19 protein-coding genes and 1 pseudogene are annotated in these 22,538 nt (G+C 60.3%); 11 read left to right on the top strand and 9 right to left on the bottom strand.

Annotation, left to right across the window (positions count from 1 at the left end; all coding sequences use genetic code 11):
• Window positions 1-155: 155 nt before the first annotated feature.
• Window positions 156-1,133, top strand: coding sequence for a quinone oxidoreductase family protein (locus AYR47_RS07180; protein ID WP_033900454.1), 978 nt, complete (start codon window positions 156-158; stop codon window positions 1,131-1,133).
• 132 nt (window positions 1,134-1,265) lie between these two features.
• Here AYR47_RS07180 and AYR47_RS07175 read toward each other — a convergent pair whose 3' ends face one another.
• From AYR47_RS07175 to AYR47_RS07165, 3 genes are all read right to left on the bottom strand, one after another.
• Window positions 1,266-1,823, bottom strand: coding sequence for an L-threonylcarbamoyladenylate synthase (locus AYR47_RS07175; protein WP_003170728.1), 558 nt, complete (start codon window positions 1,821-1,823; stop codon window positions 1,266-1,268).
• 54 nt (window positions 1,824-1,877) lie between these two features.
• On the bottom strand, window positions 1,878-2,972 hold the full coding sequence (dprA, locus tag AYR47_RS07170) for a DNA-processing protein DprA (RefSeq protein ID WP_061434717.1): 1,095 nt from the start codon (window positions 2,970-2,972) through the stop codon (window positions 1,878-1,880).
• A 63-nt stretch (window positions 2,973-3,035) separates the two neighbouring features.
• A complete protein-coding gene (locus tag AYR47_RS07165; RefSeq protein WP_061434715.1) occupies window positions 3,036-3,812 on the bottom strand; it encodes a hypothetical protein in 777 nt (258 codons plus the stop codon).
• A gap of 135 nt (window positions 3,813-3,947) precedes the next feature.
• On the opposite strand from AYR47_RS07165, the gene def reads away from it, so the two are divergent.
• From def to AYR47_RS07140, 5 genes and pseudogenes are all read left to right on the top strand, one after another.
• Complete coding sequence (gene def, locus AYR47_RS07160; protein ID WP_016978734.1) at window positions 3,948-4,454, top strand: peptide deformylase; 507 nt, start codon at window positions 3,948-3,950, stop codon at window positions 4,452-4,454.
• 68 nt (window positions 4,455-4,522) lie between these two features.
• Window positions 4,523-5,473, top strand: coding sequence for a methionyl-tRNA formyltransferase (gene fmt, locus AYR47_RS07155; RefSeq protein WP_033900458.1), 951 nt, complete (start codon window positions 4,523-4,525; stop codon window positions 5,471-5,473).
• Entirely contained in the window at window positions 5,470-6,780 is a 1,311-nt protein-coding gene (rsmB, locus tag AYR47_RS07150; protein WP_061434713.1) for a 16S rRNA (cytosine(967)-C(5))-methyltransferase RsmB, read from the top strand. The genes fmt and rsmB overlap by 4 nt, the downstream gene beginning before the upstream one ends.
• A gap of 22 nt (window positions 6,781-6,802) precedes the next feature.
• On the top strand, window positions 6,803-8,176 hold the full coding sequence (trkA, locus tag AYR47_RS07145; RefSeq protein WP_010207735.1) for a Trk system potassium transporter TrkA: 1,374 nt from the start codon (window positions 6,803-6,805) through the stop codon (window positions 8,174-8,176).
• A gap of 19 nt (window positions 8,177-8,195) precedes the next feature.
• Window positions 8,196-8,505, top strand: a pseudogene (locus AYR47_RS07140) (tetratricopeptide repeat protein).
• A gap of 72 nt (window positions 8,506-8,577) precedes the next feature.
• Here the strand turns inward: AYR47_RS07140 and AYR47_RS07135 are convergent.
• Both AYR47_RS07135 and AYR47_RS07130 read right to left on the bottom strand, forming a co-directional pair.
• Entirely contained in the window at window positions 8,578-9,465 is an 888-nt protein-coding gene (locus AYR47_RS07135) for a lysophospholipid acyltransferase (RefSeq protein ID WP_061434711.1), read from the bottom strand.
• A 40-nt stretch (window positions 9,466-9,505) separates the two neighbouring features.
• The gene (locus AYR47_RS07130; RefSeq protein WP_061434710.1) at window positions 9,506-10,063 is read right to left on the bottom strand and encodes a DNA-3-methyladenine glycosylase I; all 558 of its coding nucleotides are present in this window, start codon (window positions 10,061-10,063) and stop codon (window positions 9,506-9,508) included.
• Between the two features lie 81 nt (window positions 10,064-10,144).
• Here AYR47_RS07130 and glyQ point away from each other — a divergent pair, with 81 nt between their 5' ends.
• The 4 genes from glyQ to AYR47_RS07110 all read left to right on the top strand — a co-directional run bounded on the left by glyQ (window position 10,145) and on the right by AYR47_RS07110 (window position 14,541).
• On the top strand, window positions 10,145-11,098 hold the full coding sequence (gene glyQ / locus AYR47_RS07125; RefSeq protein WP_003187265.1) for a glycine--tRNA ligase subunit alpha: 954 nt from the start codon (window positions 10,145-10,147) through the stop codon (window positions 11,096-11,098).
• A complete protein-coding gene (gene glyS, locus AYR47_RS07120) occupies window positions 11,095-13,149 on the top strand; it encodes a glycine--tRNA ligase subunit beta (RefSeq protein ID WP_061434708.1) in 2,055 nt (684 codons plus the stop codon). The genes glyQ and glyS overlap by 4 nt, the downstream gene beginning before the upstream one ends.
• Before the next feature lie 2 nt (window positions 13,150-13,151).
• Window positions 13,152-13,688: a D-glycero-beta-D-manno-heptose 1,7-bisphosphate 7-phosphatase gene (gene gmhB, locus AYR47_RS07115; protein WP_161630242.1), complete on the top strand. Its 537-nt coding sequence runs from the start codon at window positions 13,152-13,154 to the stop codon at window positions 13,686-13,688.
• A gap of 82 nt (window positions 13,689-13,770) precedes the next feature.
• Window positions 13,771-14,541, top strand: coding sequence for a lysophospholipid acyltransferase family protein (locus tag AYR47_RS07110; RefSeq protein ID WP_033900474.1), 771 nt, complete (start codon window positions 13,771-13,773; stop codon window positions 14,539-14,541).
• Window positions 14,542-14,721: 180 nt separating this feature from the next.
• Here AYR47_RS07110 and AYR47_RS07105 read toward each other — a convergent pair whose 3' ends face one another.
• Entirely contained in the window at window positions 14,722-17,001 is a 2,280-nt protein-coding gene (locus AYR47_RS07105; RefSeq protein WP_061434706.1) for a CHASE2 domain-containing protein, read from the bottom strand.
• 3 nt (window positions 17,002-17,004) lie between these two features.
• Window positions 17,005-17,922, bottom strand: a complete 918-nt coding sequence (locus AYR47_RS07100) for a FecR family protein (protein ID WP_420492053.1) — start codon at window positions 17,920-17,922, stop codon at window positions 17,005-17,007.
• A 254-nt stretch (window positions 17,923-18,176) separates the two neighbouring features.
• On the opposite strand from AYR47_RS07100, the gene AYR47_RS07095 reads away from it, so the two are divergent.
• Window positions 18,177-18,899 carry a response regulator transcription factor gene (locus tag AYR47_RS07095; protein ID WP_038847382.1) on the top strand — a complete coding sequence of 241 codons (723 nt, stop codon included), beginning with the start codon at window positions 18,177-18,179 and terminating at the stop codon, window positions 18,897-18,899.
• Window positions 18,900-19,005: 106 nt separating this feature from the next.
• Here the strand turns inward: AYR47_RS07095 and gyrB are convergent, their stop codons facing one another.
• Window positions 19,006-21,423, bottom strand: coding sequence for a DNA topoisomerase (ATP-hydrolyzing) subunit B (gyrB, locus tag AYR47_RS07090; RefSeq protein ID WP_016978723.1), 2,418 nt, complete (start codon window positions 21,421-21,423; stop codon window positions 19,006-19,008).
• Between the two features lie 4 nt (window positions 21,424-21,427).
• Window positions 21,428-22,531 carry a DNA replication/repair protein RecF gene (gene recF, locus AYR47_RS07085; protein ID WP_012721452.1) on the bottom strand — a complete coding sequence of 368 codons (1,104 nt, stop codon included), beginning with the start codon at window positions 22,529-22,531 and terminating at the stop codon, window positions 21,428-21,430.
• Window positions 22,532-22,538 lie beyond the last annotated feature (7 nt).

Here is a 22,538-nt window from a genome sequence, read left to right as displayed (position 1 = left end):
TCACCTTGAATCGGGCAAAGCTACGCGAGGCCATTGGGCGTCGGCGGCAAATGGGCGCACAGGATACCACTGCACCCGGTTGCACCGCAGTTGACGAAGATCAAGCTTAGGAGTCCGATAGGGGGCTACGCGATTCGAACCCAGGAGAAGTGCAGATGGCCAAACGTATCCAGTTCAGCGCCCATGGCGGCCCCGAAGTGCTTGAGTATGTGGACTACACGCCGGCAGAGCCCGGCCCGCAGCAGGTTCGCGTGCGTAACGAGGCGATTGGCCTGAACTTCATCGACACCTATTTCCGCAGTGGCCTGTACGCACCGCCCGCATTGCCATCGGGGTTGGGCGCGGAAGGCGCCGGTGTGGTCGACGCGGTCGGCAGCGAAGTCACCCAGTTCAAGGTCGGTGACCGTGTAGCCTACGGCAGCGGCCCGCTGGGCGCCTACAGCCAACTGCATGTGCTGCCCGCCGCCAACCTGGTGCACCTGCCGGATGACATCAGCTTCGAACAAGCCGCCGGCGCCATGCTCAAAGGCCTGACCGTGCAGTACCTGCTGCGCCAGACCTATGAACTGAAGGGCGGCGAAACCATCCTGTTCCACGCCGCTGCCGGTGGCGTCGGCTCCCTGGCCTGCCAATGGGCCAAGGCTCTGGGTGTAAAGCTGATCGGTACTGTGAGTTCGCCGGAAAAAGCCGCCCTGGCCAAATCCCTCGGTGCCTGGGAAACCATCGACTACAGCAAGGAAGACGTCGCACAGCGCGTGTTGGAATTGACCGACGGCAAAAAAGTGCCGGTGGTGTACGACGGCGTCGGCAAAGACACCTGGCTGACCTCGCTGGACAGCGTGGCGCCACGGGGGCTGGTGGTGAGTTTCGGCAATGCGTCCGGCGCGGTGGATGGGGTGAACTTGGGGATCCTGTCGGCCAAGGGCTCGCTGTACGTCACCCGGCCGACCCTGGCGACCTATGCCAACAACCCGCAAAACCTGCAGGCGATGGCGGATGACCTGTTCTCGATGATCCAGAGCGGCAAGGTGCGCATTGATATCAACCAGCGGTATGCGCTGGCGGAGGCGGCGAAGGCGCAGACGGAGTTGTCGGGGCGCAGGACGACTGGGTCGACTATTTTGTTGCCGTAAGGCTATAGATTTTCGGCGACTTTAAGGACCTCTTCGCGAGCAAGCCCGCTCCCACATTTTGACCGCATTCCTTCAGTTGGAACTCGATCAAAATGTGGGAGCGGGCTTGCTCGCGAAGGCCGCACCTCGGTCTCAGGAAGGCCGCACAACCTCGCCAGTCACCAAATCACGAATCAAGCTCGGGTTCTTGCGCCCACCCAAGGCGCCCCCCAACACCAGATCCACCTGGCCACGGAAGTATTGCTCCACGCGAATCCGCGTGCGCGCCGCCGGGCGCCCTTGCGGGTTGGCCGAAGTAGAAATCAACGGCCCTACCAGCGAGCACAAATCCCGCACCAGCGGATGGTCAGTCACCCGTAGGGCAACGGTGTCGTGCACACCCGTCACCCACTCCGGCAACAAATCCTGATGGGGCACCAGCCAGGTGTTCGGCCCTGGCCAAGTGCTGGCCATGCGGTCGATCCAGTCCTGCGGGAAGTCTTCGAACAGAAAGTCGAACTGACGGATATTGTCCGCCACCAGGATCAGGCCCTTGTCCACCGAACGGTTCTTGATGGCGAGCAAACGGTCTACTGCTTCTTCGTTCCACGGATCGCAGCCCAGGCCCCAAACCGCTTCGGTTGGATAGGCAATCACCGCGCCTGCGCGAATTTCTCGTGCGGTTTCCAGCACACGCCACCGGTTGACCATTGTTCACTCTCCAGACTAAAGCTCTGCGCAGTTTACCGATCTTCTTTACAAAACCTAGCAGCGTGCAAGCCAGCGCCCGCTTTCGCAGATTACCTGGCCTTCGAGCTCAAGCTCCGTAAGGCTCGCCAGCACCTGGGACAACGACCGCCCACTGGCAATCGCCAGGGCTTCACTGGTGTGGGGTGCCGCGTGCAGCAGTGCCACCAACGGATGGACAACCGGCATCGGGGTAGGGCGTGACAACGCCTGCCAACCACGCAAACCTTCCAGGATGTGTTCGATGGTCTCCACCAGCACCGCGCCCTCGCGGATCAACTGATGACAGCCCTTGGCGCCGGGATGATGGATGGAGCCCGGAATCGCATACACCTCGCGCCCTTGCTCGGCCGCCAGTTTCGCCGTGATCAGAGAACCGCTGGCCATGCTGGCTTCCACCACCAGCACGCCCAGGGACAAGCCACTGATGATTCGATTGCGTCGGGGAAAGTTACCCGCCTGGGGCGGCGCATCCAGGGGGAACTCGGAAACCACCGCGCTGCCTTGGTCAATCATCGCCGCTGCCAGCCGTCGGTGGCGCTGTGGATAAAAATTTTCCAGCCCGGTGCCGAGCACGCCGATTGTCTGGCCGCCCACATCCAATGCCGCCTGATGCGCTGCACCGTCAATGCCTAACGCAAGGCCACTGGTGATGACAAAACCGGCGCTCGCCAAACTGCGCGAAAACGCCGCCGCCGTGTCCATGCCGGGACGCGATGCACGGCGGCTGCCGACTATCGCCAGTTGCGGTTTTTCCAGGATTGCAGGGTCACCGGCGGCGAATAACAGCGGCGGCGCATCATCAATCTGGGCAAGCAGTGCAGGGTAGTCCGGCTGGTCCCACATCAGCAAATGCTGGGCCGGACAGGCCAGCCAGGCCAAAGCCTCGCTGGCAGCATCGCGAATTTCATGACTGCGCCGGGCATCGGCGCTGATGGCCGGCAGCCCGAGTGAACGCCAGGCGCTGGCAGGCGCACTGATGGCTTTTGAGGCAGAGCCGAACGCTTCGATCAACAAGCGAAAACGTTTCTGACCCAGTTCCGGCAGCCTGTGCAAGCGTAGTCGGGCTTCCAGTTCTGATGGGGAAATTTCATGGCTATTTGTCGGAAACATCTGATCATCCTTGACCGTAACAAGCTGTGGATAACTCTGTTGGTAACTTATTTAGCAGGCTATTCATTGTGTTTGATGAGCAGTCTCGAAACGGTCCATCACCGCCAGCGGTCGTGAGGCTTTGAGCACCAGGCCGTAACTGAGCTTTTCGTAGGTGCGAAACACCAGCAGGGTGCCGGCGCGCTCGTCGGGCAGTTTCGTCGGCGCGCCGGTCAGGCGGTCGCGCACCGTGGCGCCGGTCTTGATCACGCTGAGGAGTTGGCCTTCGACCAGGCCGTCACGACGGCCTTTGTTCAGGGTTACGGCATCCAGCACGCCGATCTGGGTCACGCCCTTGGGAATATCGATGATCTGCCCTTCGATAAAGGCGGCCGTTGGCGTGACAGCAAGAGCGGCCGGGTCGACGGGTGTTTGCGCACGCAGCAAGCGGTCACCGGGGCGTACCTCCTGGGTGACACGCTGCACAGCCAGGGTGGTGAGGTCGCCAGCCGTGACAAAACGGGCGGTACCGATATCGTCGGCGTTGATGCCCAACAGCTCTCGGGTCTGAGGGTCGGTGTGGACCTTGCCGCGTCGGAATATGCCGTAATTGGGTTGGGAAGGGTCCAGGTTGCCCCTGGCATACACCCGCTCGCCATTGGCGCCGAGCACGCGACCAGCCTCGGCAGCAACGATGTACGGCGCATTGTCCAGGTCCTGGGGTGTATCAAGGATGCGGTTATGCAACAGGAAGCGCTGGATAGCCTGTTGCGTCGGTTGTTCCAGACGCTGGACGGGCGGGGGCAGCAGGGCCATGGAAAACGGGGCCCACAGCAGCAAGACGAGTAGCGATTTCCTCATGGGGTGAATCTCCTTTATTATGTGCGTTCGCGTGAAATGCCTTGGCCTTCGCGGCTTTTAAGGGTTTCACACCGGCCGTGTGGGTCCATCCCAACGCCGATTTGCCTCTACCTCACATGTGCAGCAATTACGCTTATGGCTATTTTGAACATCCTCGAATTCCCCGACTCGCGCCTGCGCACGATCGCCAAACCGGTGGCCGTAGTGGACGACAAGGTTCGTCAGTTGGTCGATGACATGTTTGAAACAATGTATGAAGCCCCGGGTATCGGCCTCGCCGCGACCCAGGTCAACGTGCATCAGCGCGTCGTGGTCATGGACCTGTCGGAAGATCGCAGCGAACCGATGGTGTACATCAACCCGGAGTTCGAACCGCTGACCGACGAGATGGGCGAATACCAGGAAGGCTGCCTCTCCGTGCCGGAGTTCTACGAGAACGTCGAGCGCCCGCTGCGCGTGAAGATCAAGGCCCTGGACCGCGACGGCAAGCCGTTCGAGCTGATTGCCGAAGGCCTGCTGGCGGTGTGCATCCAGCACGAATGCGACCACCTCAACGGCAAGCTGTTTGTCGATTACCTGTCCACGCTCAAGCGCGACCGGATCAAGAAGAAGCTGGAAAAAAAGCATCGCCAGCAAGCTTGATGCCCCCTTCCAAAGGCTTGCTGCGGCAAGCCTTTTTCTTTTGTGACTGCTTTTAACCGAGACCTCCCATGACCGAGCCACTGCGCATTGTTTTTGCCGGCACGCCTGAATTTGCCGCCGAACACCTCAAGGCCCTGCTTGCCAGCCCTTATGACATCGTCGCGGTGTACACCCAGCCGGATCGCCCGGCCGGTCGTGGGCAAAAACTGATGCCGAGCCCGGTCAAGCAGCTGGCGCTGGAGCACAACATTCCCGTGCTGCAACCGCCGACCCTGCGTAATGCCGAGGCCCAGGCCGAACTGGCGGCGCTGAAGCCGGACCTGTTGGTGGTGGTGGCCTACGGCCTGATCCTGCCGCAAGTGGTGCTGGATATCCCACGCCTGGGCTGCATCAACAGCCATGCCTCGCTGTTGCCTCGCTGGCGCGGTGCGGCACCGATCCAGCGTGCGGTGGAAGCCGGTGACAGCGAAAGCGGCGTGACCGTGATGCGCATGGAAGCAGGGCTGGACACCGGCCCGATGCTGCTCAAGGTCACTACGCCGATCACTGGCGAAGACACCGGCGGCAGCCTGCACGACCGCCTTGCCGAGTTGGGCCCGCCCGCAGTAATCCAGGCCATCGCCGGCCTGGCCGCCGGCACCCTGGAAGGTGAAGTGCAGGACGACAGCCTGGCCACTTACGCCCACAAGCTGAACAAAGACGAAGCGCGCATCGACTGGAGCCGCCCGGCCGTGGAGCTGGAGCGTCTGGTGCGTGCGTTCAACCCGTGGCCGATCTGCCACAGCACCCTCAACGGCGAAGCCTTGAAAGTGTTGGCCGCCACCTTGGCCGAGGGCAAAGGCGCTCACGGTGAGATCATCGGCGCCAGCAAGGACGGCCTGCTGGTCGCCTGCGGCGAACAGGCGTTGTGTCTGACTCGTCTGCAATTGCCCGGTGGCAAGGCGCTTAATTTCAGCGATTTGTTCAACAGCCGTCGTGAGAAATTTGCCGTGGGTACTCTCCTCGGGGCAGCGCAATGAACCCACGTCTGGCCGCCGCCAAGGCTCTCGCTGCCGTCCTCCAAGGCAAGGCTTCGCTGAACAGTTCGTTGCCGACCCAACTGGACAAGGTCGAAGATCGCGATCGCGGTTTCACCCAGGACCTGGCCTTTGGCACGGCCCGCTGGCAGCCACGCTTGTCGGCGTTGGCAACCAAGTTGCTGCAAAAGCCGTTCAAGGCGGCCGATGCAGATGTGGAAGCGCTGCTGCTGGTGGGCCTCTATCAACTGCTCTACACCCGCGTACCGGCCCACGCCGCTATCGGTGAAACCGTCGGTTGCGCCGACAAGCTGAAAAAACCTTGGGCCAAGGCCCTGCTCAACGCCGTGCTGCGCCGTGCCCAGCGCGAAAGTGAAGCGCTGCTGGCCGAGCTGGAACATGACCCGGTGGTGCGCACCGCCCACCCCCGCTGGCTGCAAAAGTCCCTGAAAGCCTTCTGGCCGGAGCAATGGGAAGCTATTTGCGCGGCGAACAATGCGCACCCGCCGATGATCCTGCGGGTCAATCGTCGCCATCACAGCCGTGACGCCTACCTGCAATTGCTCACAGAGGCCGGTATCAACGCCACGCCGTGCGTGTACAGCGTCGACGGCATCGTGCTCGAAGCCGCCACTGACGTGCGCAGCCTGCCGGGCTTTGCCGAAGGCTGGATCAGCGTGCAGGATGAAGCCGCACAACTGGCTGCCGACCTGCTCGACCTGGCACCCGGTCAACGCGTGCTCGACGCGTGCTGCGCGCCAGGCGGTAAGACCTGTCACATTCTGGAAGTCGAAAAGGACCTGGCCGGTGTGGTCGCTGTCGACCTGGAAGCCAAGCGTCTGGTGCGCGTACGCGAAAACCTCGCGCGCCTGGGCCTCAGCGCCGAACTGATCGCCGCCGACGGCCGTGACACCGCCACCTGGTGGGACGGCAAACCCTTCCAGCGCATCCTGCTCGATGCGCCGTGTTCGGCCACCGGCGTGATCCGCCGCCACCCGGACATCAAGCTCACCCGCCAACCCGACGACATCGCCGCCCTGGCCTTGCTGCAAAGCGAACTGCTCGACGCAATGTGGCCGACCCTGGAAGTCGGCGGCATCCTGCTCTACGCCACCTGTTCCACCTTGCCGACGGAAAACACCGAGGTGATCGAAGCCTTCCTCGCCCGCACCAGCGGCGCCCGGGAGCTGGACTTCGCCACCACGGCCGGTATCAAGCAGCCCCACGGCCGCCAGTTGCTCGCGCAAGAAGGCGGACACGATGGCTTCTACTACGCCAAACTGATCAAGATCGCCGCCGCGCGCGGCTGAATGGTTTTAAGGGAGTGACTGGATGAAAATCATCATCCTTGGGGCAGGGCAGGTCGGCGGCACGCTGGCCGAACATTTGGCCAGCGAAGCCAACGACATCACGGTGGTCGACACCGACAGCGAGCGTCTGCGCAACCTGGGCGACCGCCTCGACATCCGTACCGTGCAAGGCCGCGCATCGTTCCCGACGGTGCTGCGCCAGGCCGGAGCCGACGATGCCGACATGCTGGTGGCCGTGACCAACAGCGACGAAACCAACATGGTCGCCTGCCAGGTCGCCCATACCCTGTTCCACACCCCGACCAAAATCGCCCGTGTACGCGAGGCGGCCTACCTGACCCGCGCCGGGCTGTTCGACAACGACGCGATTCCGGTCGACGTGCTGATCAGCCCTGAACAGGTGGTGACCCACTACATCAAGCGCCTGATCGAGATTCCGGGCGCCTTGCAGGTGATCGACTTCGCCGGCGGCAAGGCGCAACTGGTCGCCGTAAAGGCCTACTACGGCGGCCCGTTGGTGGGCCAGCAACTGCGCCAGTTGCGCGAGCACATGCCGAATGTGGAAACCCGCGTCGCGGCGATTTTCCGACGCGACCGCCCGATCCTGCCCCAGGGCGACACGGTGATCGAGGCCGACGACGAAGTGTTTTTCATCGCCGCCAAGGCGAACATTCGTGCCGTCATGAGCGAAATGCGCCGCCTCGACGAGACCTATAAACGCATCGTCATCGCAGGCGGCGGGCAGATCGGCGAGCGTTTGGCCGAAGCCATCGAAAGCCGCTACCAGGTGAAGATCATCGAGATGAGTCCGGCACGTTGCCGGCATTTATCCGACACCCTCGACAGCACCGTCGTACTGCAAGGCAGTGCCTCGGACCGCGACCTGCTGATGGAAGAGAACATCGCCGATGCGGATATCTTCCTGGCCCTGACCAACGATGACGAAGCCAACATCATGTCATCGCTGCTGGCCAAGCGGCTGGGCGCGAAGAAGGTGATGACCATCATCAACAACCCGGCTTATGTGGACCTGATCCAGGGTGGCGATATCGACATCGCCATCAGCCCGCAGTTGGCGACCATCGGCACCTTGCTGGCCCACGTGCGTCGTGGCGATATCGTCAGCGTACACTCCCTGCGCCGGGGTGCGGCGGAGGCTATCGAGGCGATTGCCCATGGCGACTCGAAGTCGAGCAAAGTGATCGGCAAGGCCATCCGCGATATCGGCTTGCCGCCGGGCACCACCATTGGCGCGATCATCCGTGATGAAGAGGTGATCATTGCCCACGACGATACGGTGATCGAAACCGGGGACCATGTGATTCTGTTCCTGGTGGACAAGAAACATATCCGCGATGTGGAGAAACTGTTCCACGTGGGCCTGAGCTTTTTCTGACACAACGGAGTACGCCTGCATGCTCGAATCCCTGGAAAAAATGCTCGCCAAGGGTGTGGATAATTCCCTGCTGCGTTTTGGTTTGGGCAAGGGTTATCTGGACCTGAAGGACAACGCCAAGGCGGCCGAGCATCTGCACAAATGCGTGGAGTTCGACCCCAAGTATTCGGCGGCGTGGAAGTTGTTGGGTAAGGCGCAGTTGGGGCTGGAAGATCGTGCGGCGGCGCGGCTGGCGTGGGAGAAGGGCATCGAAGCGGCCCAGGCCCCATGGCGACAAACAGGCCGAAAAAGAAATGGCGGTGTTCCTGAAGAAACTCGACCGCGTGTAAACGCGTGCTTTTGTAGTGAGCGGGCTTGCCCCGCGCGAGGCAAGCTCGCTCACTACAAGTGTCAAGCCGGCATCAATACCAGCGCTCTTCGCCCGGCGGGCGCTTCTTGAAGCGCTTCATGCTCCACATGTACTGGCTCGGATAAGCGCCGACATACCGCTCTACCACCTTGCTCATCGCCGCACAGGACGTAGCAGTGTCGGTGCAATACATGTCTTCAGGCGCCGCTTCCAGAATCACTTTGTAACCCGAACCGTCCGGCAGCCGCAGGGCATGCAGGAATACGCCGACGGCCTTGTGACCGGCGAGCATGTTCGGCACGAACTTGCTGGTCAGCGCCTGGGTGGCAAAGAACGGCACGAAGATCCCCGCGGATTCTGCCGGCTCAGGATCCGCCGGAATGCCCACCTGGCCGCCTTTGCGCACTTCCTTGATCACGCTGAGGATGCCTTCCTTGGTCGACGCCGCCACGCGGTTGCCCAGTTGCACGCGCTGCTTGCGCAGCAACTCATCCACCGCCTTGAGCTTGGGCGGGCGGTAGAAAATGATCGGTTTGCACTGGCTGCAATAGAAATGGTTCAGCACTTCCCAATTGCCCAAGTGGCTGGTGATGCCGACCACGCCTTTGCCCGAGGCCAGGGCTTCGTGCAGCACCTCCAGGCCTTCGACTTCACGCACCAGGTCGATGGAACGCTGGGCCGGCCAGATCCAAGCGCAGGCGCTTTCGGTCAGGGACTTGCCGATGTCCATCAGGCTGCGGCCGACTAAAGCTTCACGCTCGACGGGGTCCATGTCCGGGAAGCATTTGGACAGGTTGATCCGCACCGTGTCGCGGGAGCGGTTGGGGGTTTTCCACATGATCCAGCCAATCGCCGTGCCGACGGCCTGGACAGCGCGCCAGGGCAGCAGGGCAAACAACCGGAGAGCGCCTACCAGCAAGGCGCCTTTCAACTTTTCCACAGGTCACTCCTGATCGTGTGTGGTGCGCAAAGCCGGCATTCTAACCGGCGTTGGCCAAGTCCGCGTAACGGTCGCAGTCCTGAGTGTGGTCCATGACCATGCCTGAGGCCTGCATGAACGCGTAGCAAATGGTCGGCCCGACGAAGGTGAAACCGGCTTTTTTCAAGGCTTTGCTCATGGCTTCAGCCTCGGGTGTAATCGCTGGCACTTCGCTGCGGTCCTTGAAGTGATTGACCTTGGGATGGCCACCAACAAAGGACCAGAGCAGCCCCACCGGGTCCTCCAGCGCCAGCCAGGCAGCGGCATTGCGGCGGGTGGCGTTGAGCTTCAGGCGATTGCGCACGATGCCTGGATCCTGCATCAGCGCTTCGATCTCGTCATCAGTCAACCGCGTCAACCGCTGCGCATCAAAGCCAAACAAGACCTTTCGATAATGCTCGCGTTTGCGTAAAACGGTGATCCAGGAAAGGCCCGCCTGGAACCCTTCGAGTAAAAGTAACTCGAACAAACCCTGCGCATCGCGCAGCGGCGTTCCCCACTCCTGATCGTGATAAGCCATGTACAGCGGATCTTCAGAACACCAAAAGCAGCGTGGCATAAGGCTCCAGGGGATGGTGGCGCGGCCGAATCGGGTATACTCCCGCTCTTTAAATCGCAGCCCAAGTAACAGGTGAATTTCGTGAGCCAGCCTACGCCAGCCGTGCGTACCTTCCAAGACTTGATCCTCGCCCTCCAGCAATACTGGGCCGAGCAAGGTTGTGTGGTACTTCAGCCCTACGATATGGAAGTAGGCGCCGGCACTTTCCACACCGCTACATTCCTGCGGGCCATCGGCCCGGAAACCTGGAACGCCGCTTATGTGCAGCCCAGTCGTCGCCCGACTGACGGCCGCTACGGCGAAAACCCGAACCGTCTGCAGCACTACTACCAGTTCCAGGTGGTATTGAAGCCGAACCCGGACAACTTCCAGGAACTGTACCTGGGCTCGCTCAAGCACGTGGGCCTGGACCCACTGGTCCACGATATCCGTTTTGTCGAAGACAACTGGGAATCGCCGACCCTGGGCGCCTGGGGCCTGGGCTGGGAAGTCTGGCTCAACGGCATGGAAGTGACGCAGTTCACTTACTTCCAGCAAGCGGGCGGCATCGAATGCTACCCGGTGACCGGCGAAATCACCTACGGCCTTGAGCGCCTGGCCATGTACCTGCAAGGCGTGGACTCGGTCTACGACCTGGTGTGGGCTGACGGCCCGTTCGGCAAAGTGACCTACGGCGACGTGTTCCACCAGAACGAGGTGGAGCAATCCACTTACAACTTCGAACACGCCAACGTCGACAAACTGTTCGAACTGTTCGATTTCTATGAAAGCGAAGCCAAGCGCCTGATCGAGCTCGACCAGCCGCTGCCGTTGCCAAGCTATGAAATGGTGTTGAAGGCCTCCCATACCTTCAACCTGCTGGATGCCCGCCGTGCCATCTCGGTCACCGCGCGCCAGCAATACATCCTGCGTGTACGCACCCTGGCGCGTTCCGTCGCCCAAGCCTACCTGCTGGCTCGCGCCAAGCTGGGCTTCCCGATGGCAACCCCGGACCTGCGTGATGAAGTGTTGGCTAAGCTGGAGGCTGCACAATGAGTGCTCAAGATTTCCTGGTTGAACTGGGCACCGAAGAGCTGCCACCCAAGGCACTGAACACCCTGGCCGACGCGTTCCTGGCCGGGATCGAAAAAGGCCTGCAGACCGCGGGTCTTAAATTCGCCGCGAAGAAAGTCTACGCCGCGCCACGTCGCCTGGCCGTGTTGCTGACCGCGCTGGAAACCCAGCAGCCGGACCGCAGCATCAACCTCGACGGCCCACCGCGCCAGGCGGCTTTCGACGCCGAAGGCAACCCAACTCAAGCCGCCCTTGGTTTTGCCAAGAAGTGCGGCGTGGAGCTGAGCGAGATCGACCAGAGCGGCCCGAAACTGCGTTTCAGCCAGGTCATCACCGGCAAGCCGACCGCCAGCCTGTTGCCGACCATCGTTGAAGACTCGCTGAACGACCTGCCAATCCCCAAGCGCATGCGCTGGGGCGCTCGCAAGGAAGAGTTCGTACGTCCGACCCAGTGGCTGGTGATGCTGCTCGGTGACCAAGTCATCGATTGCACCCTCCTTGCCCAGAAAGCCGGTCGTGATTCCCGTGGTCACCGCTTCCATCACCCTGAAGCTGTACGCATCACCTCGCCGGCCAACTACGCCGCCGACCTGCGTGCCGCTTACGTGCTGGCCGACGCCAACGAGCGTCGCGAGCTGATCAGCAAGCGTACCGAAGAGCTGGCCCGCCTGCAGGAAGGCACCGCCATCGTGCCGCCAAGCCTGCTCGACGAGGTGACCGCGCTGGTTGAATGGCCGGTGCCGCTGGTGTGCTCGTTCGAAGAACGTTTCCTCGACGTGCCGCAAGAAGCGCTGATCACCACCATGCAGGACAACCAGAAGTATTTCTGCCTGCTGGACGTGGACGGCAAGTTGCTGCCGCGCTTCATCACCGTGGCCAATATCGAAAGCAAGGACCCGCAGCAGATCATCGCCGGTAACGAAAAAGTCGTTCGCCCGCGCCTGACTGACGCCGAGTTCTTCTTCAAGCAAGACAAGAAGCAGAAGCTGGAAGACTTCAACCTGCGCCTGCAGAACGTGGTGTTCCAGGAAAAACTCGGCAGCGTCTACGACAAGGCCGTGCGCGTTTCCAAGCTGGCCGCCTACATTGCGCCACGCATTGGTGGCGGTTCCGCCTGGGCTGCGCGTGCAGGCCTGCTGTCCAAGTGCGACCTGGCCACCGAGATGGTCGGCGAGTTCCCGGAGATGCAAGGCGTTGCTGGCTACTACTACGCCCTCAACGACGGCGAGCCGGATGATGTGGCCCTGGCCCTGAACGAGCAGTACATGCCGCGCGGTGCCGGTGCTGAACTGCCAAGCACCTTGACCGGCGCTGCGGTGGCCATCGCCGACAAGCTGGATACCCTTGTGGGTATCTTTGGTATCGGCATGCTGCCAACCGGCAGCAAAGACCCGTATGCCCTGCGCCGTGCGGCCCTGGGCGTGCTGCGTATCCTGATCGACAAGAAGCTGGACCTCGACCTGACCCAGGCCGTGGTGTTTGCCGTCGGCCAGTTCGGTGCCAAGGTCAAGCAAGCCGGCCTGGCCGAGCAAGTGCTGGAGTTCGTGTTCGACCGCCTGCGCGCGCGTTACGAAGACGAAGGCGTGGACGTGTCGGTGTACCTGGCGGTACGTGCCCTGCAACCGGGTTCGGCGCTGGACTTCGACCAGCGCGTACAAGCCGTGCAGGCCTTCCGCAAACTGCCGGAAGCCGACGCCCTGGCCGCTGTGAACAAACGTGTATCGAACCTGCTGAGCAAGGCCGAAGGCCTGGGCAATGCTGACGTCGACCCAGGCCTGTTTGCCGATGCCAAGGAGTTCTCGCTGAACTCGGCCATCGCCAAAGCGGAGACGGCCGTGAAACCGCTGATCGCCGAGCGCAACTACGCCGAAGCGCTCGCGCGCCTGGCCACCTTGCGTGACCCGGTGGATGCGTTCTTCGAAGCCGTGATGATCAATGCCGACGATGCCGGCGTACGCAAAAACCGCTACGCCATGCTGGCGCGCCTGCGCGGTCTGTTCGTCAACATTGCTGACATTTCGACGCTGAGCTGACCATGTTGAAACTGCTGATTCTCGATCGGGACGGGGTGATCAATGTCGACTCCGACGCTTACATCAAGTCGGTGGCGGAATGGATTCCACTGCCCGGCTCGATCGAGGCCATCGCGCAGTTGAGCAAAGCCGGCTGGACGGTGGCCATCGCCACCAACCAGTCCGGCATCGCCCGTGGTTACTACGACATCGCCACCCTGGACGCCATGCACGCGCGCTTGCGCACGTTAGTGGCCGAGCAGGGCGGTGAGGTGGGGTTGGTGGTGTACTGCCCCCACGGGCCGGATGAGGGCTGCGATTGCCGCAAACCCAAGCCTGGCATGTTGAAAACCATTGCAGAACATTACAAGGTGCCGTTAGCTGGGATATGGTTCGTCGGGGACAGCCTCGGTGACCTGGAGGCGGCCAAAGCCGTCGACTCTCAGCCAGTTTTGGTTAAGACCGGAAAAGGCGAAAAGACCCAGGCGAAAAACCTGCCGGTAGGCACCTTGATTTTTGACGATCTGGCGGCCGTTGCCGCAGAACTTATCAACAACTAGCCACCCTCGACTTCCTGAACAAGGATTGCTCGGGAGTGCGCTTTTAGCAGGCGGGCCGCGTCCCGCAACGGTAAATGCCGCCATGTCGATTTTGCAGGCCATCAGAACCTTTTTCTTTTACCTGCTGCTGGGCACCAGTTCGTTCCTCTGGTGCACCCTGAGCTTTTTTATTGCGCCCTTTTTGCCATTCAAGGCGCGCTATCGCTTTATCAACGTCTATTGGTGCCGCTGCGCGTTGTGGCTGTCCAAGGTGTTCCTGAACATCCGCTTCGAGGTCAAGGGCGCGGAAAACGTCCCGGACCAGCCCTGCGTGATTCTGTCGAACCACCAGAGCACCTGGGAGACGTTCTTCCTGTCGGCGTACTTCTCGCCGCTGAGCCAGGTACTCAAGCGCGAGCTGTTGTACGTACCGTTCTTTGGCTGGGCCATGGCGATGCTGCGCCCGATCGCCATCGACCGTGACAACCCCAAGGCCGCGCTCAAGCATGTGGCCAAGAAAGGCGATGAGCTGCTCAAGGACGGTGTTTGGGTGCTGATCTTCCCCGAAGGCACACGTGTGCCCTACGGCACGGTAGGCAAGTTCTCACGCGGCGGCACGGCTTTGGCGGTCAATGCACATCTGCCGGTGCTGCCGATTGCGCATAACGCCGGCAAGTTCTGGCCAAAGACCGGCTGGGCTAAACGCGCAGGCACCATCACTGTGGTGATCGGCGAACCGATGTACGCCGAAGGTGAAGGACCTCGTGCCATCGCCGCGCTGAATGACCGCGCCCAGGCGTGGAATGAAGCGCAGCAACGGGCCATGGGGTCGCTGCCACCAGAGCCGGTTGTAGTCGACACGCCGGTCATCTGATCATCTGTGGATAACCTGTGTACGGTTTGTTGGCGAATCGCCTTTTTTGTCTTTTAAGAGACTGTTTTACTTACATATTTCTCAAGCTCATAAAATCACGGAAAAGGTGCATAAGTTTTTTCCGCATAAAAAACCGGTCCTTGTGACCGGTTTTTTATGCACAGCAGAAAAGTACGTTTTTCAGTCTTCCAGCAGCGGCAGTTGAAGGCTGAATGTGGTGCCTTTGCCCACCACGCTTTCGCAACTAATACGCCCCCCGTGACGCTCTACCACAGCCTTGACCATGGTCAGTCCCAACCCCAGGCCTTCGCTGCCTTGGGACGAATCGAAGCGGCGGTATTGGCTGAACAGCTCCGGCAGGTCCTGTGCGGCAATCCCTGGACCCTGGTCGCTGATACGGCACTCCAACCAGCCTTCTGCGCTGCTGTGCCTCAACCTCACGGTCGTCCCGGAAGGCGAATACTTGATGGCGTTCTCCAGCACGTTGAACAACGCGCGGGTTAGCAATGATTGGTCAGCCGACACCATGCCTTCATCGGCCTCGTCCAAGTCGTGAACCAGATGAATCCCCTTGAGCTGGGCGATTAGCGCCACTTGGTCAAATGCATCCATGACCAACATGGCGAACAGCGTCGGCTGGAACTGGTAACCGTCAGCCTCGGCTTTCGCCAGTTGCACGAAGGATTCAGTGAGGCCCAAGGCACGGCGAACTTGTTGTTCAATCTGGGCAAAGACTGGGGACTCGCCGTTATGCACATCCAGCAGTGCAAGGATCGCTGAATGGGGTGCGCGCAGGTCGTGAGAGAGGAACCGCAACATGGTCTCGCGGTGTTGCTGGGCTTCGCGCTCCTTGCTCAGATCCGTCAGGCTCAGCAGCCAACCAAGGGCGACATCGCCTTCAGCCGGCAGCAAGGGCGCAAGCTCCATGCGCAGGCTGCGTTGGTGGATGTCCCGGAACTCCACAAGCTCCAGCGCCGACAGGGCAGGGCGCACGCCATTGTGCAGCGGTGGGTAGCCCAAGTCCGCCAGTTGCTCCAACAGGTTTTCGTTGACCAGATCATTGCCGAACACTTGCCGAGAGATGCGGTTGGCCAGCAGGATATTGCCCTTGGGATCGGTAATCAGGGTTGCCACCGGCAGGCACTCCAGGCCATCGGCCATAAAGCGCCGTGTGTCGCGTGTGCGGCTTACGGCCTGTTCCAGGGCAAAGATACGTGCCTGCAACACATCGCCTTTGCTGGCAGGTGCACGGCGGCGTTCGGGCAGGACTTTGGGTTCGTTGTCCAGGCGTGCCAGTTCCCAGCCGAAATAGGCGAGGATCACACTGAGGCGGCGCCAGTTCCAGATCAGGTAGCTGAGCAGCAAACCAATCAGACAGGCCGCAGGCGACCACCAATGCCCTAGGCGCAACAGGGCCAGGGAACCGAGTAACGCGGCGCCCATGCAGCCCAGGGTCATCCACAACGCATAGCGCGGACGATAGAGCAGCAGGCCCAATAACAATGCCACCAATGAGGTCGCCATCAAGGCCGCAAGCCAGCCTGGCAGATCAACGATGCTGCGGCCTTGCAGCAAGCCATTGAGCAGGTTGGCCTGGATCTCCACACCTGCCGTGGTGCCCACCGTCGAAGACACAGGTGTGACGAAACGATCGCCCATCCCGGAGGCTGTCGACCCCACCAGGATCAGGCGACCACGCAGTTGCTCGGGAGCCACTTCACCGCGCAATACGCTCGCGTAGGACACGCTGGGAAAATGCGTATGAGGGGCAATGAACGGGATACGGATAGCGTGCTCCCGATGCCAGTGCTGAGTGAGCGATTGCAGAGGCTCGCCCGGCATGTCAGACAACCCGCCACTCATCTCATAGGCCAGCCAGGCCAATTGCGGTGCCGTGGCATCGGGCGGGCCTTCACGCAGGTAGAGGCTGCGGACCACACCATCGCTGTCCGCTTCCACATTGATGTGGCCAACCCCTTTGGCGCATTTGAGCAGCGGCATCATCTGCGTGTCCGGTTGGCTGTAGTTCGCAGCACCTTCACGCACCAGGGGTAGCAAGACATTGCCAGCGTTGCAGACCGACTCAGCCAGGCGTTTGTCATTGGCGGGGTCGCCGGGCTCACTGAAGATCACATCGAACAGAATGGCCGACGGTTGCGCGGCGCTCAGGCGGTCGATCAAGTCGGCGTGCAGGCTGCGTGGCCAAGGCCATCGGCCTAGCTTCTTAAGGCTGGAATCATCGATCGTCACCAGCAGGATGCGGGGATGGACAGGTAGTGGTGTGAGGCGACGCAGGCTGTCGTATAACGGATTGTTCAAGGCCAGGCCCGGGCTCAGCGACAGATAGGCGGTGATGGGCAGCAGCAGCAAACCTATCCACAACCATTCACGCACCAGGCCGTGGAACAGGCGCTGGGCATGGGTGGGTTGACGTTTCTCGGCCTTGCCCCAGAGCATCATTGGTCAACGTACCTGGGCAGTGGGCGGGTAGTAGAAGATGTCATAGACCCCGGTTTCTCCCTCCAGGCCGTTTTCGTCGTAAGCCGACAAGCGCACGTGATAGAACGAGGCTTTGAGCCCAGTGAAGCTCATTTTCGGCGTGCTGGAAAAGTTTTCCTGCTTGATGTTCATAAAGGTTTTGTCAGTGGCGACCTGTGCACGGTAGCGCTGGGCGCCGGGCAATGGCCGAAGGTATAAGCTCCAGACCGGCGCGTCGCCTTTCTGGCCGTCTTGGCCGATCAGCTTCGGTGCGGCCAGCAGTTCTACAGGATTGAGGTCGCCCTGTTTCTTGAAGAGCAGGCCTTGGCGTGCAGCCACTTTGATCTCGCCTGTCCGATCCCGGTTGGCGGCGACTTGACCGTCCAACACCTCCAACAGCGATCGCTCAGCGTCATTGCGCACCCGAAAGTGCGTACCTCGCACCCCCAGCACCCCTACAGGCGTCACGATCTGGAAGCGATCATGATCGCTGGCACGCTTGATCACATACGCCTCGGCCTGGCCTTGTTCGAGTACCACTCGGGGAATCGACAGCTTCTTCTCCAAGTGGAGCCGCACCTGGGAATCAGAGGGCAACACCACGCGGGATCCATCACCCAGCAACAGGCTGACGAACGCCGACGCCGAGGTCTTCACACCTTCCTGTTCATCAATAGACATGCCTTCGAGCAGGGGAATCATCTTGCCCCGGGTATCGAGCTTCCAGGCTTCGCCGGTGAGATGCTGGACTACGGCAGGCAGAGGCTGGACCCGGCACAGGAAGTCATCGTCGATGTATGGCGCACGAACCTTTGTAGCAGCGCCCGCCGAGCCCACCATCATGATCAACAAAGAGGGAAGGGCGCAGCGCAGGCAATTAAGAGAAAGAAACATGGCGCTCATACAAGTCAGGGTTCCAGAGGGCAACAGACATCAGCGCACAGGAGTTTACGGCAGCGCATGCGTCGGCTGATCCTTTTCCTTAGGGTCAGGAGCCGGTATCTTTCCCACATTGGTATCGAGGACTTTCAATGGGTTAACCGCTCATTGATCCCAGCGTATAGAGAGATCCGAGGGGTCGATGAATCTGCGCACAATTCTTCAGATTCAAAAACCGGCCGACGGCTGTCGCACTCTTCAAATGAAAGGACCCACCCATGCGTGTCGCAATACTGGATGACGAACCCGCCGAACTGCGCCGGGTGGAACAGACACTGCGACAAATCCCCAGCACCGCCGAACAGCCTTGGTCCCTGCATTGCTTCGAACGCGGTGAAGACCTGTTACGCCAACTGCGCCGGGAAACCTTCGACCTGCTGATACTCGACTGGCAATTGCCGGACATCACCGGCATCGCGTTGCTGCGCTGGACCCGCGAACACATGGAGTCGCCACCTGCCGTCATCATGCTCACCAGCCGTGATGCCGAGAGCGACATCGTCACCGCGCTCAACAGTGGCGCCGATGATTACGTCAGCAAACCTTTCCGTCCTAATGAATTGAAAGCACGGGTCACGGCGGTTCTGCGTCGGCATGGCCTGCAGAAGTCTGCCACCCATGAAGTGCAGAGCTTCAATGACCTGACCTTTGATGACGCTGAGTTGACGGTTACCCGCGCGGGCAAACCGATCAACCTCACGGAACGTGAGTACCGTCTGGCCAGCTGTCTGTTCGCTAACTTGGCCCGACCACTGTCTCGCGAGTACCTCTACGAGCGGTTCTGGACCCATGAAGAAATGGTGTCGTCACGGCCGCTGGATACGCATATCTACCGGTTACGAAACAAGCTGGGGCTGACGGCGGATCGGGGTTGGCAGTTGCTGACGATCTATGGGTATGGGTATCGATTGGAGAGTGTGGCGGCAGCTTCTCAAGGCTGATTACGCTGATGTTCCACGTGGAGCATTTTCAAATTCGCTGATTTTCACCCAATAAAAAAGGCCAACGCTAAGCGTTGGCCTTTTTAGTTTGGCAGGCTTACCGGGATCAGAAGTCCAGGTTGGAAACCGCCAGGGCATTGCTTTCGATGAAGTCACGACGAGGCTCAACCGCATCACCCATCAGGGTGTTGAAGATCTGGTCCGCGCCAATGGCGTCTTCGATGGTCACGCGCAGCATACGACGCTGGGCTGGGTCCATGGTGGTTTCCCACAGCTGATCCGGGTTCATTTCACCCAGACCTTTGTATCGCTGGATGGTGTGGCGCTTGGTGCTTTCCGCCATCAGCCAGTCGAGGGCTTCCTTGAATTCCTTGACCTGCTTCTTGCGTTCGCCACGCTGAATATAAGCGCCGTCGTCCAACAGGGTGCTCAATTGAGCGCCCAAGGTAACCACGGTCTTGTAGTCATTGCTGCCGAAGAAATCGCGGTTGAAGGTGACGTAGTTCGACAGGCCGTGGGAGATCAGTTCGACCTCTGGCAACCACACGTTACGTTCACGGTCTTCACGCAGGCTGGCTTTGTACACCAGGCCAGACTTCTCGACAGTACGCAGGCGCACTTCGTACTGAGCCAGCCAATCCTGCATCGCTGCATGATCACCCAACTGTTCCAGGCTGACGGCCGGCAGGTAGATGAAGTGCTCGGTCAACTCCTGAGGGTACAGGCGCGACAGACGCTTGAGGGTCTTCATCACCATGCGGAAGTCGTTTACCAGACGTTCCAGCGACTCACCGGAAATGCCCGGTGCTTCGTCATTCAAGTGCAAGCTGGCATCTTCAAGGGCCGACTGCGTCATGTACTCTTCCATGGCGTCGTCGTCTTTGATGTATTGCTCTTGCTTGCCCTTTTTCACTTTGTACAACGGCGGCTGAGCGATGTAGATGTAGCCACGCTCGATCAGCTCCGGCAACTGACGGAAGAAGAAGGTCAGCAGCAGGGTACGGATGTGCGAACCGTCGACGTCAGCATCGGTCATGATGATGATGTTGTGGTAGCGCAGCTTGTCGATGTTGTATTCGTCACGGCCAATACCGCAGCCCAACGCCGTGATCAAGGTGCCGACTTCCTGGGAGGAAATCATCTTGTCGAAACGGGCCTTCTCGACGTTGAGGATCTTACCCTTCAACGGCAGGATGGCCTGGGTGCGACGGTTACGACCCTGCTTGGCGGAACCGCCAGCAGAGTCACCTTCCACCAGGTACAGTTCGGAGAGGGCAGGGTCCTTCTCCTGGCAGTCCGCCAGTTTGCCTGGCAAGCCGGCGATATCCAGCGCGCCTTTACGGCGAGTCATCTCGCGGGCTTTACGCGCGGCTTCACGGGCACGGGCAGCGTCGATCATCTTGCCGACGACCAGCTTGGCTTCGTTCGGGTTCTCCAGCAGGAAGTCGGAGAAGTACTTGCCCATCTCCTGTTCCACGGCGGTCTTCACCTCGGAAGACACCAGCTTGTCTTTCGTCTGGGAGCTGAACTTCGGATCCGGCACTTTCACCGAGATAATAGCGGTCAGGCCTTCACGCGCATCGTCACCGGTGGTGGCAACTTTGTGCTTCTTGGCCAAGCCTTCGGCTTCGATGTAGGTGTTCAAGTTACGCGTCAGTGCGGAACGGAACCCCACCAGGTGAGTACCACCGTCGCGCTGAGGAATGTTGTTGGTAAAGCACAACAGGTTCTCGTTGAAGCTGTCGTTCCACTGCAGGGCGATTTCCACGCCGATGCCGTCTTCACGCTGGATGTTGAAGTGGAACACCTGGTTGACCGCAGTCTTGTTGGTGTTCAGGTATTCAACGAACGCACGCAGGCCGCCTTCGTACTTGAACAGCTCTTCCTTGCCGCTGCGCTCGTCCTTGAGGACGATACCGACACCGGAGTTGAGGAAGGACAGTTCGCGAATCCGCTTGGCCAGGATGTCCCAGCTGAAGTGGATATTCTTGAAGGTTTCAGCCGATGGCTTGAAGTGGATCTGTGTACCGGTGGTTTCGCTGTCACCGACGATTTTCATCGGCTCTTTTGGAACACCGTGGATGTAGGTCTGTTCCCAGATCTTGCCGCTACGGCGCACGGTCAGGATCAGCTCTTCGGACAGTGCGTTCACTACCGAAACGCCCACACCGTGCAAACCGCCGGAAACTTTATAGGAGTTGTCATCGAACTTACCGCCGGCGTGGAGCACGGTCATGATGACCTCTGCCGCCGAAACGCCTTCTTCTTTATGCACGTCTACCGGAATGCCGCGACCGTTGTCGCGCACGGTAATCGACTCATCCGGGTGGATGATGATGCTGATGTCGTCGCAGTGACCGGCCAGAGCTTCGTCGATGGAGTTGTCGACCACCTCGAACACCATGTGGTGCAGACCGCTACCGTCATCAGTGTCGCCAATGTACATACCGGGACGTTTGCGTACGGCATCCAAACCTTTAAGCACTTTAATGCTGGTCGAGTCGTACGTGTTTTCTTCGCTCATGCCTTCACTCCCGATGGTCGTGGGTCTGGGTGATACGGCCTTGTTCCACGTGGAACAAAGCGACTGGCGTTTCCGTCTGCCAGCCTTCCCTCAATAATTCGTGGTCTACACAGGTGATAAACACCTGGCAGCGTAATTCTTCCAACAAGCGGCATAGCGCGCGGCGGTGTTGCTCGTCGAGTTCCGACGGCAAGTCATCCACCAGATAAATACACTGTCCGCGTCGGGCCTGGCTAACCAGATGCCCCTGGGCGATACGCAGCGCGCACACCACCAACTTCTGCTGACCACGGGACAAGATGTCCGCGGCGTTGTGAGCGCCTAATCTAAGACGCAAATCAGCCCGTTGGGGTCCGGCCTGGGTATGGCCAATTTGCTGATCCCGCTGCAAGGATGTCGCGAGCACTGCACTCAGCTCACGTTCTTTATCCCAACCACGGTAGTAACTCAGCGTCAGCCCCTCGAGATCCAACAACTCACTCAAGGTCTGCTCAAAGACTGGTTTCAAGGCTTTGATATAGGCACGGCGGTATTCATCAATTTCGTCGCTGGCCAGGCACAGTTCCCGGTCCCAGGCCGCTTGCGAAGCGGCGTCAAGTGTACCATGCCGCAGCCATGAGTTCCGCTGCCGCAGGGCCTTCTGCAGGCGCTGCCAAGTGGCCATGAAACGCGGTTCCACGTGGAACACTCCCCAATCGAGGAACTGCCTGCGGATTTTTGGCGCACCTTCCAGCAGACGGAAACTGTCGGGGTTGATCAATTGCAGCGGCAGAATCTCTGCCAACTGCGCGGCACTGCGCGCATTTTGCCCGTCAATGCGAATCTGGAACTCTCCGCCGCGATCACGGGATATCCCCAGGCTGCTGTGCCCACCTTCAGCGAGTTCGACTTGACCAAACACGGTGCACGCCAATTGCTCGTACTGAATCACCGGTAACAAGCGAGCGCTGCGAAAGGATCGGGCGAGCCCCAGCAGATGAATGGCTTCCAGCACACTGGTTTTGCCACTGCCGTTGGCGCCGTGGAGGATATTGATGCGGGGGGAGGGGGAGAAGGTCACCGGGTGCAGATTGCGCACCGCGGTGACCGAGACGCGACTGAGGGACATCTAGCTT

Origin of the sequence: Pseudomonas azotoformans (assembly GCF_001579805.1) — a bacterium.
Classification (GTDB): Bacteria; Pseudomonadota; Gammaproteobacteria; order Pseudomonadales; family Pseudomonadaceae; genus Aquipseudomonas; species Aquipseudomonas azotoformans_A.
The sequence above is the reverse complement of the archived record's forward strand: the minus strand, read 5'-3'. Positions and strand labels throughout refer to the sequence as shown.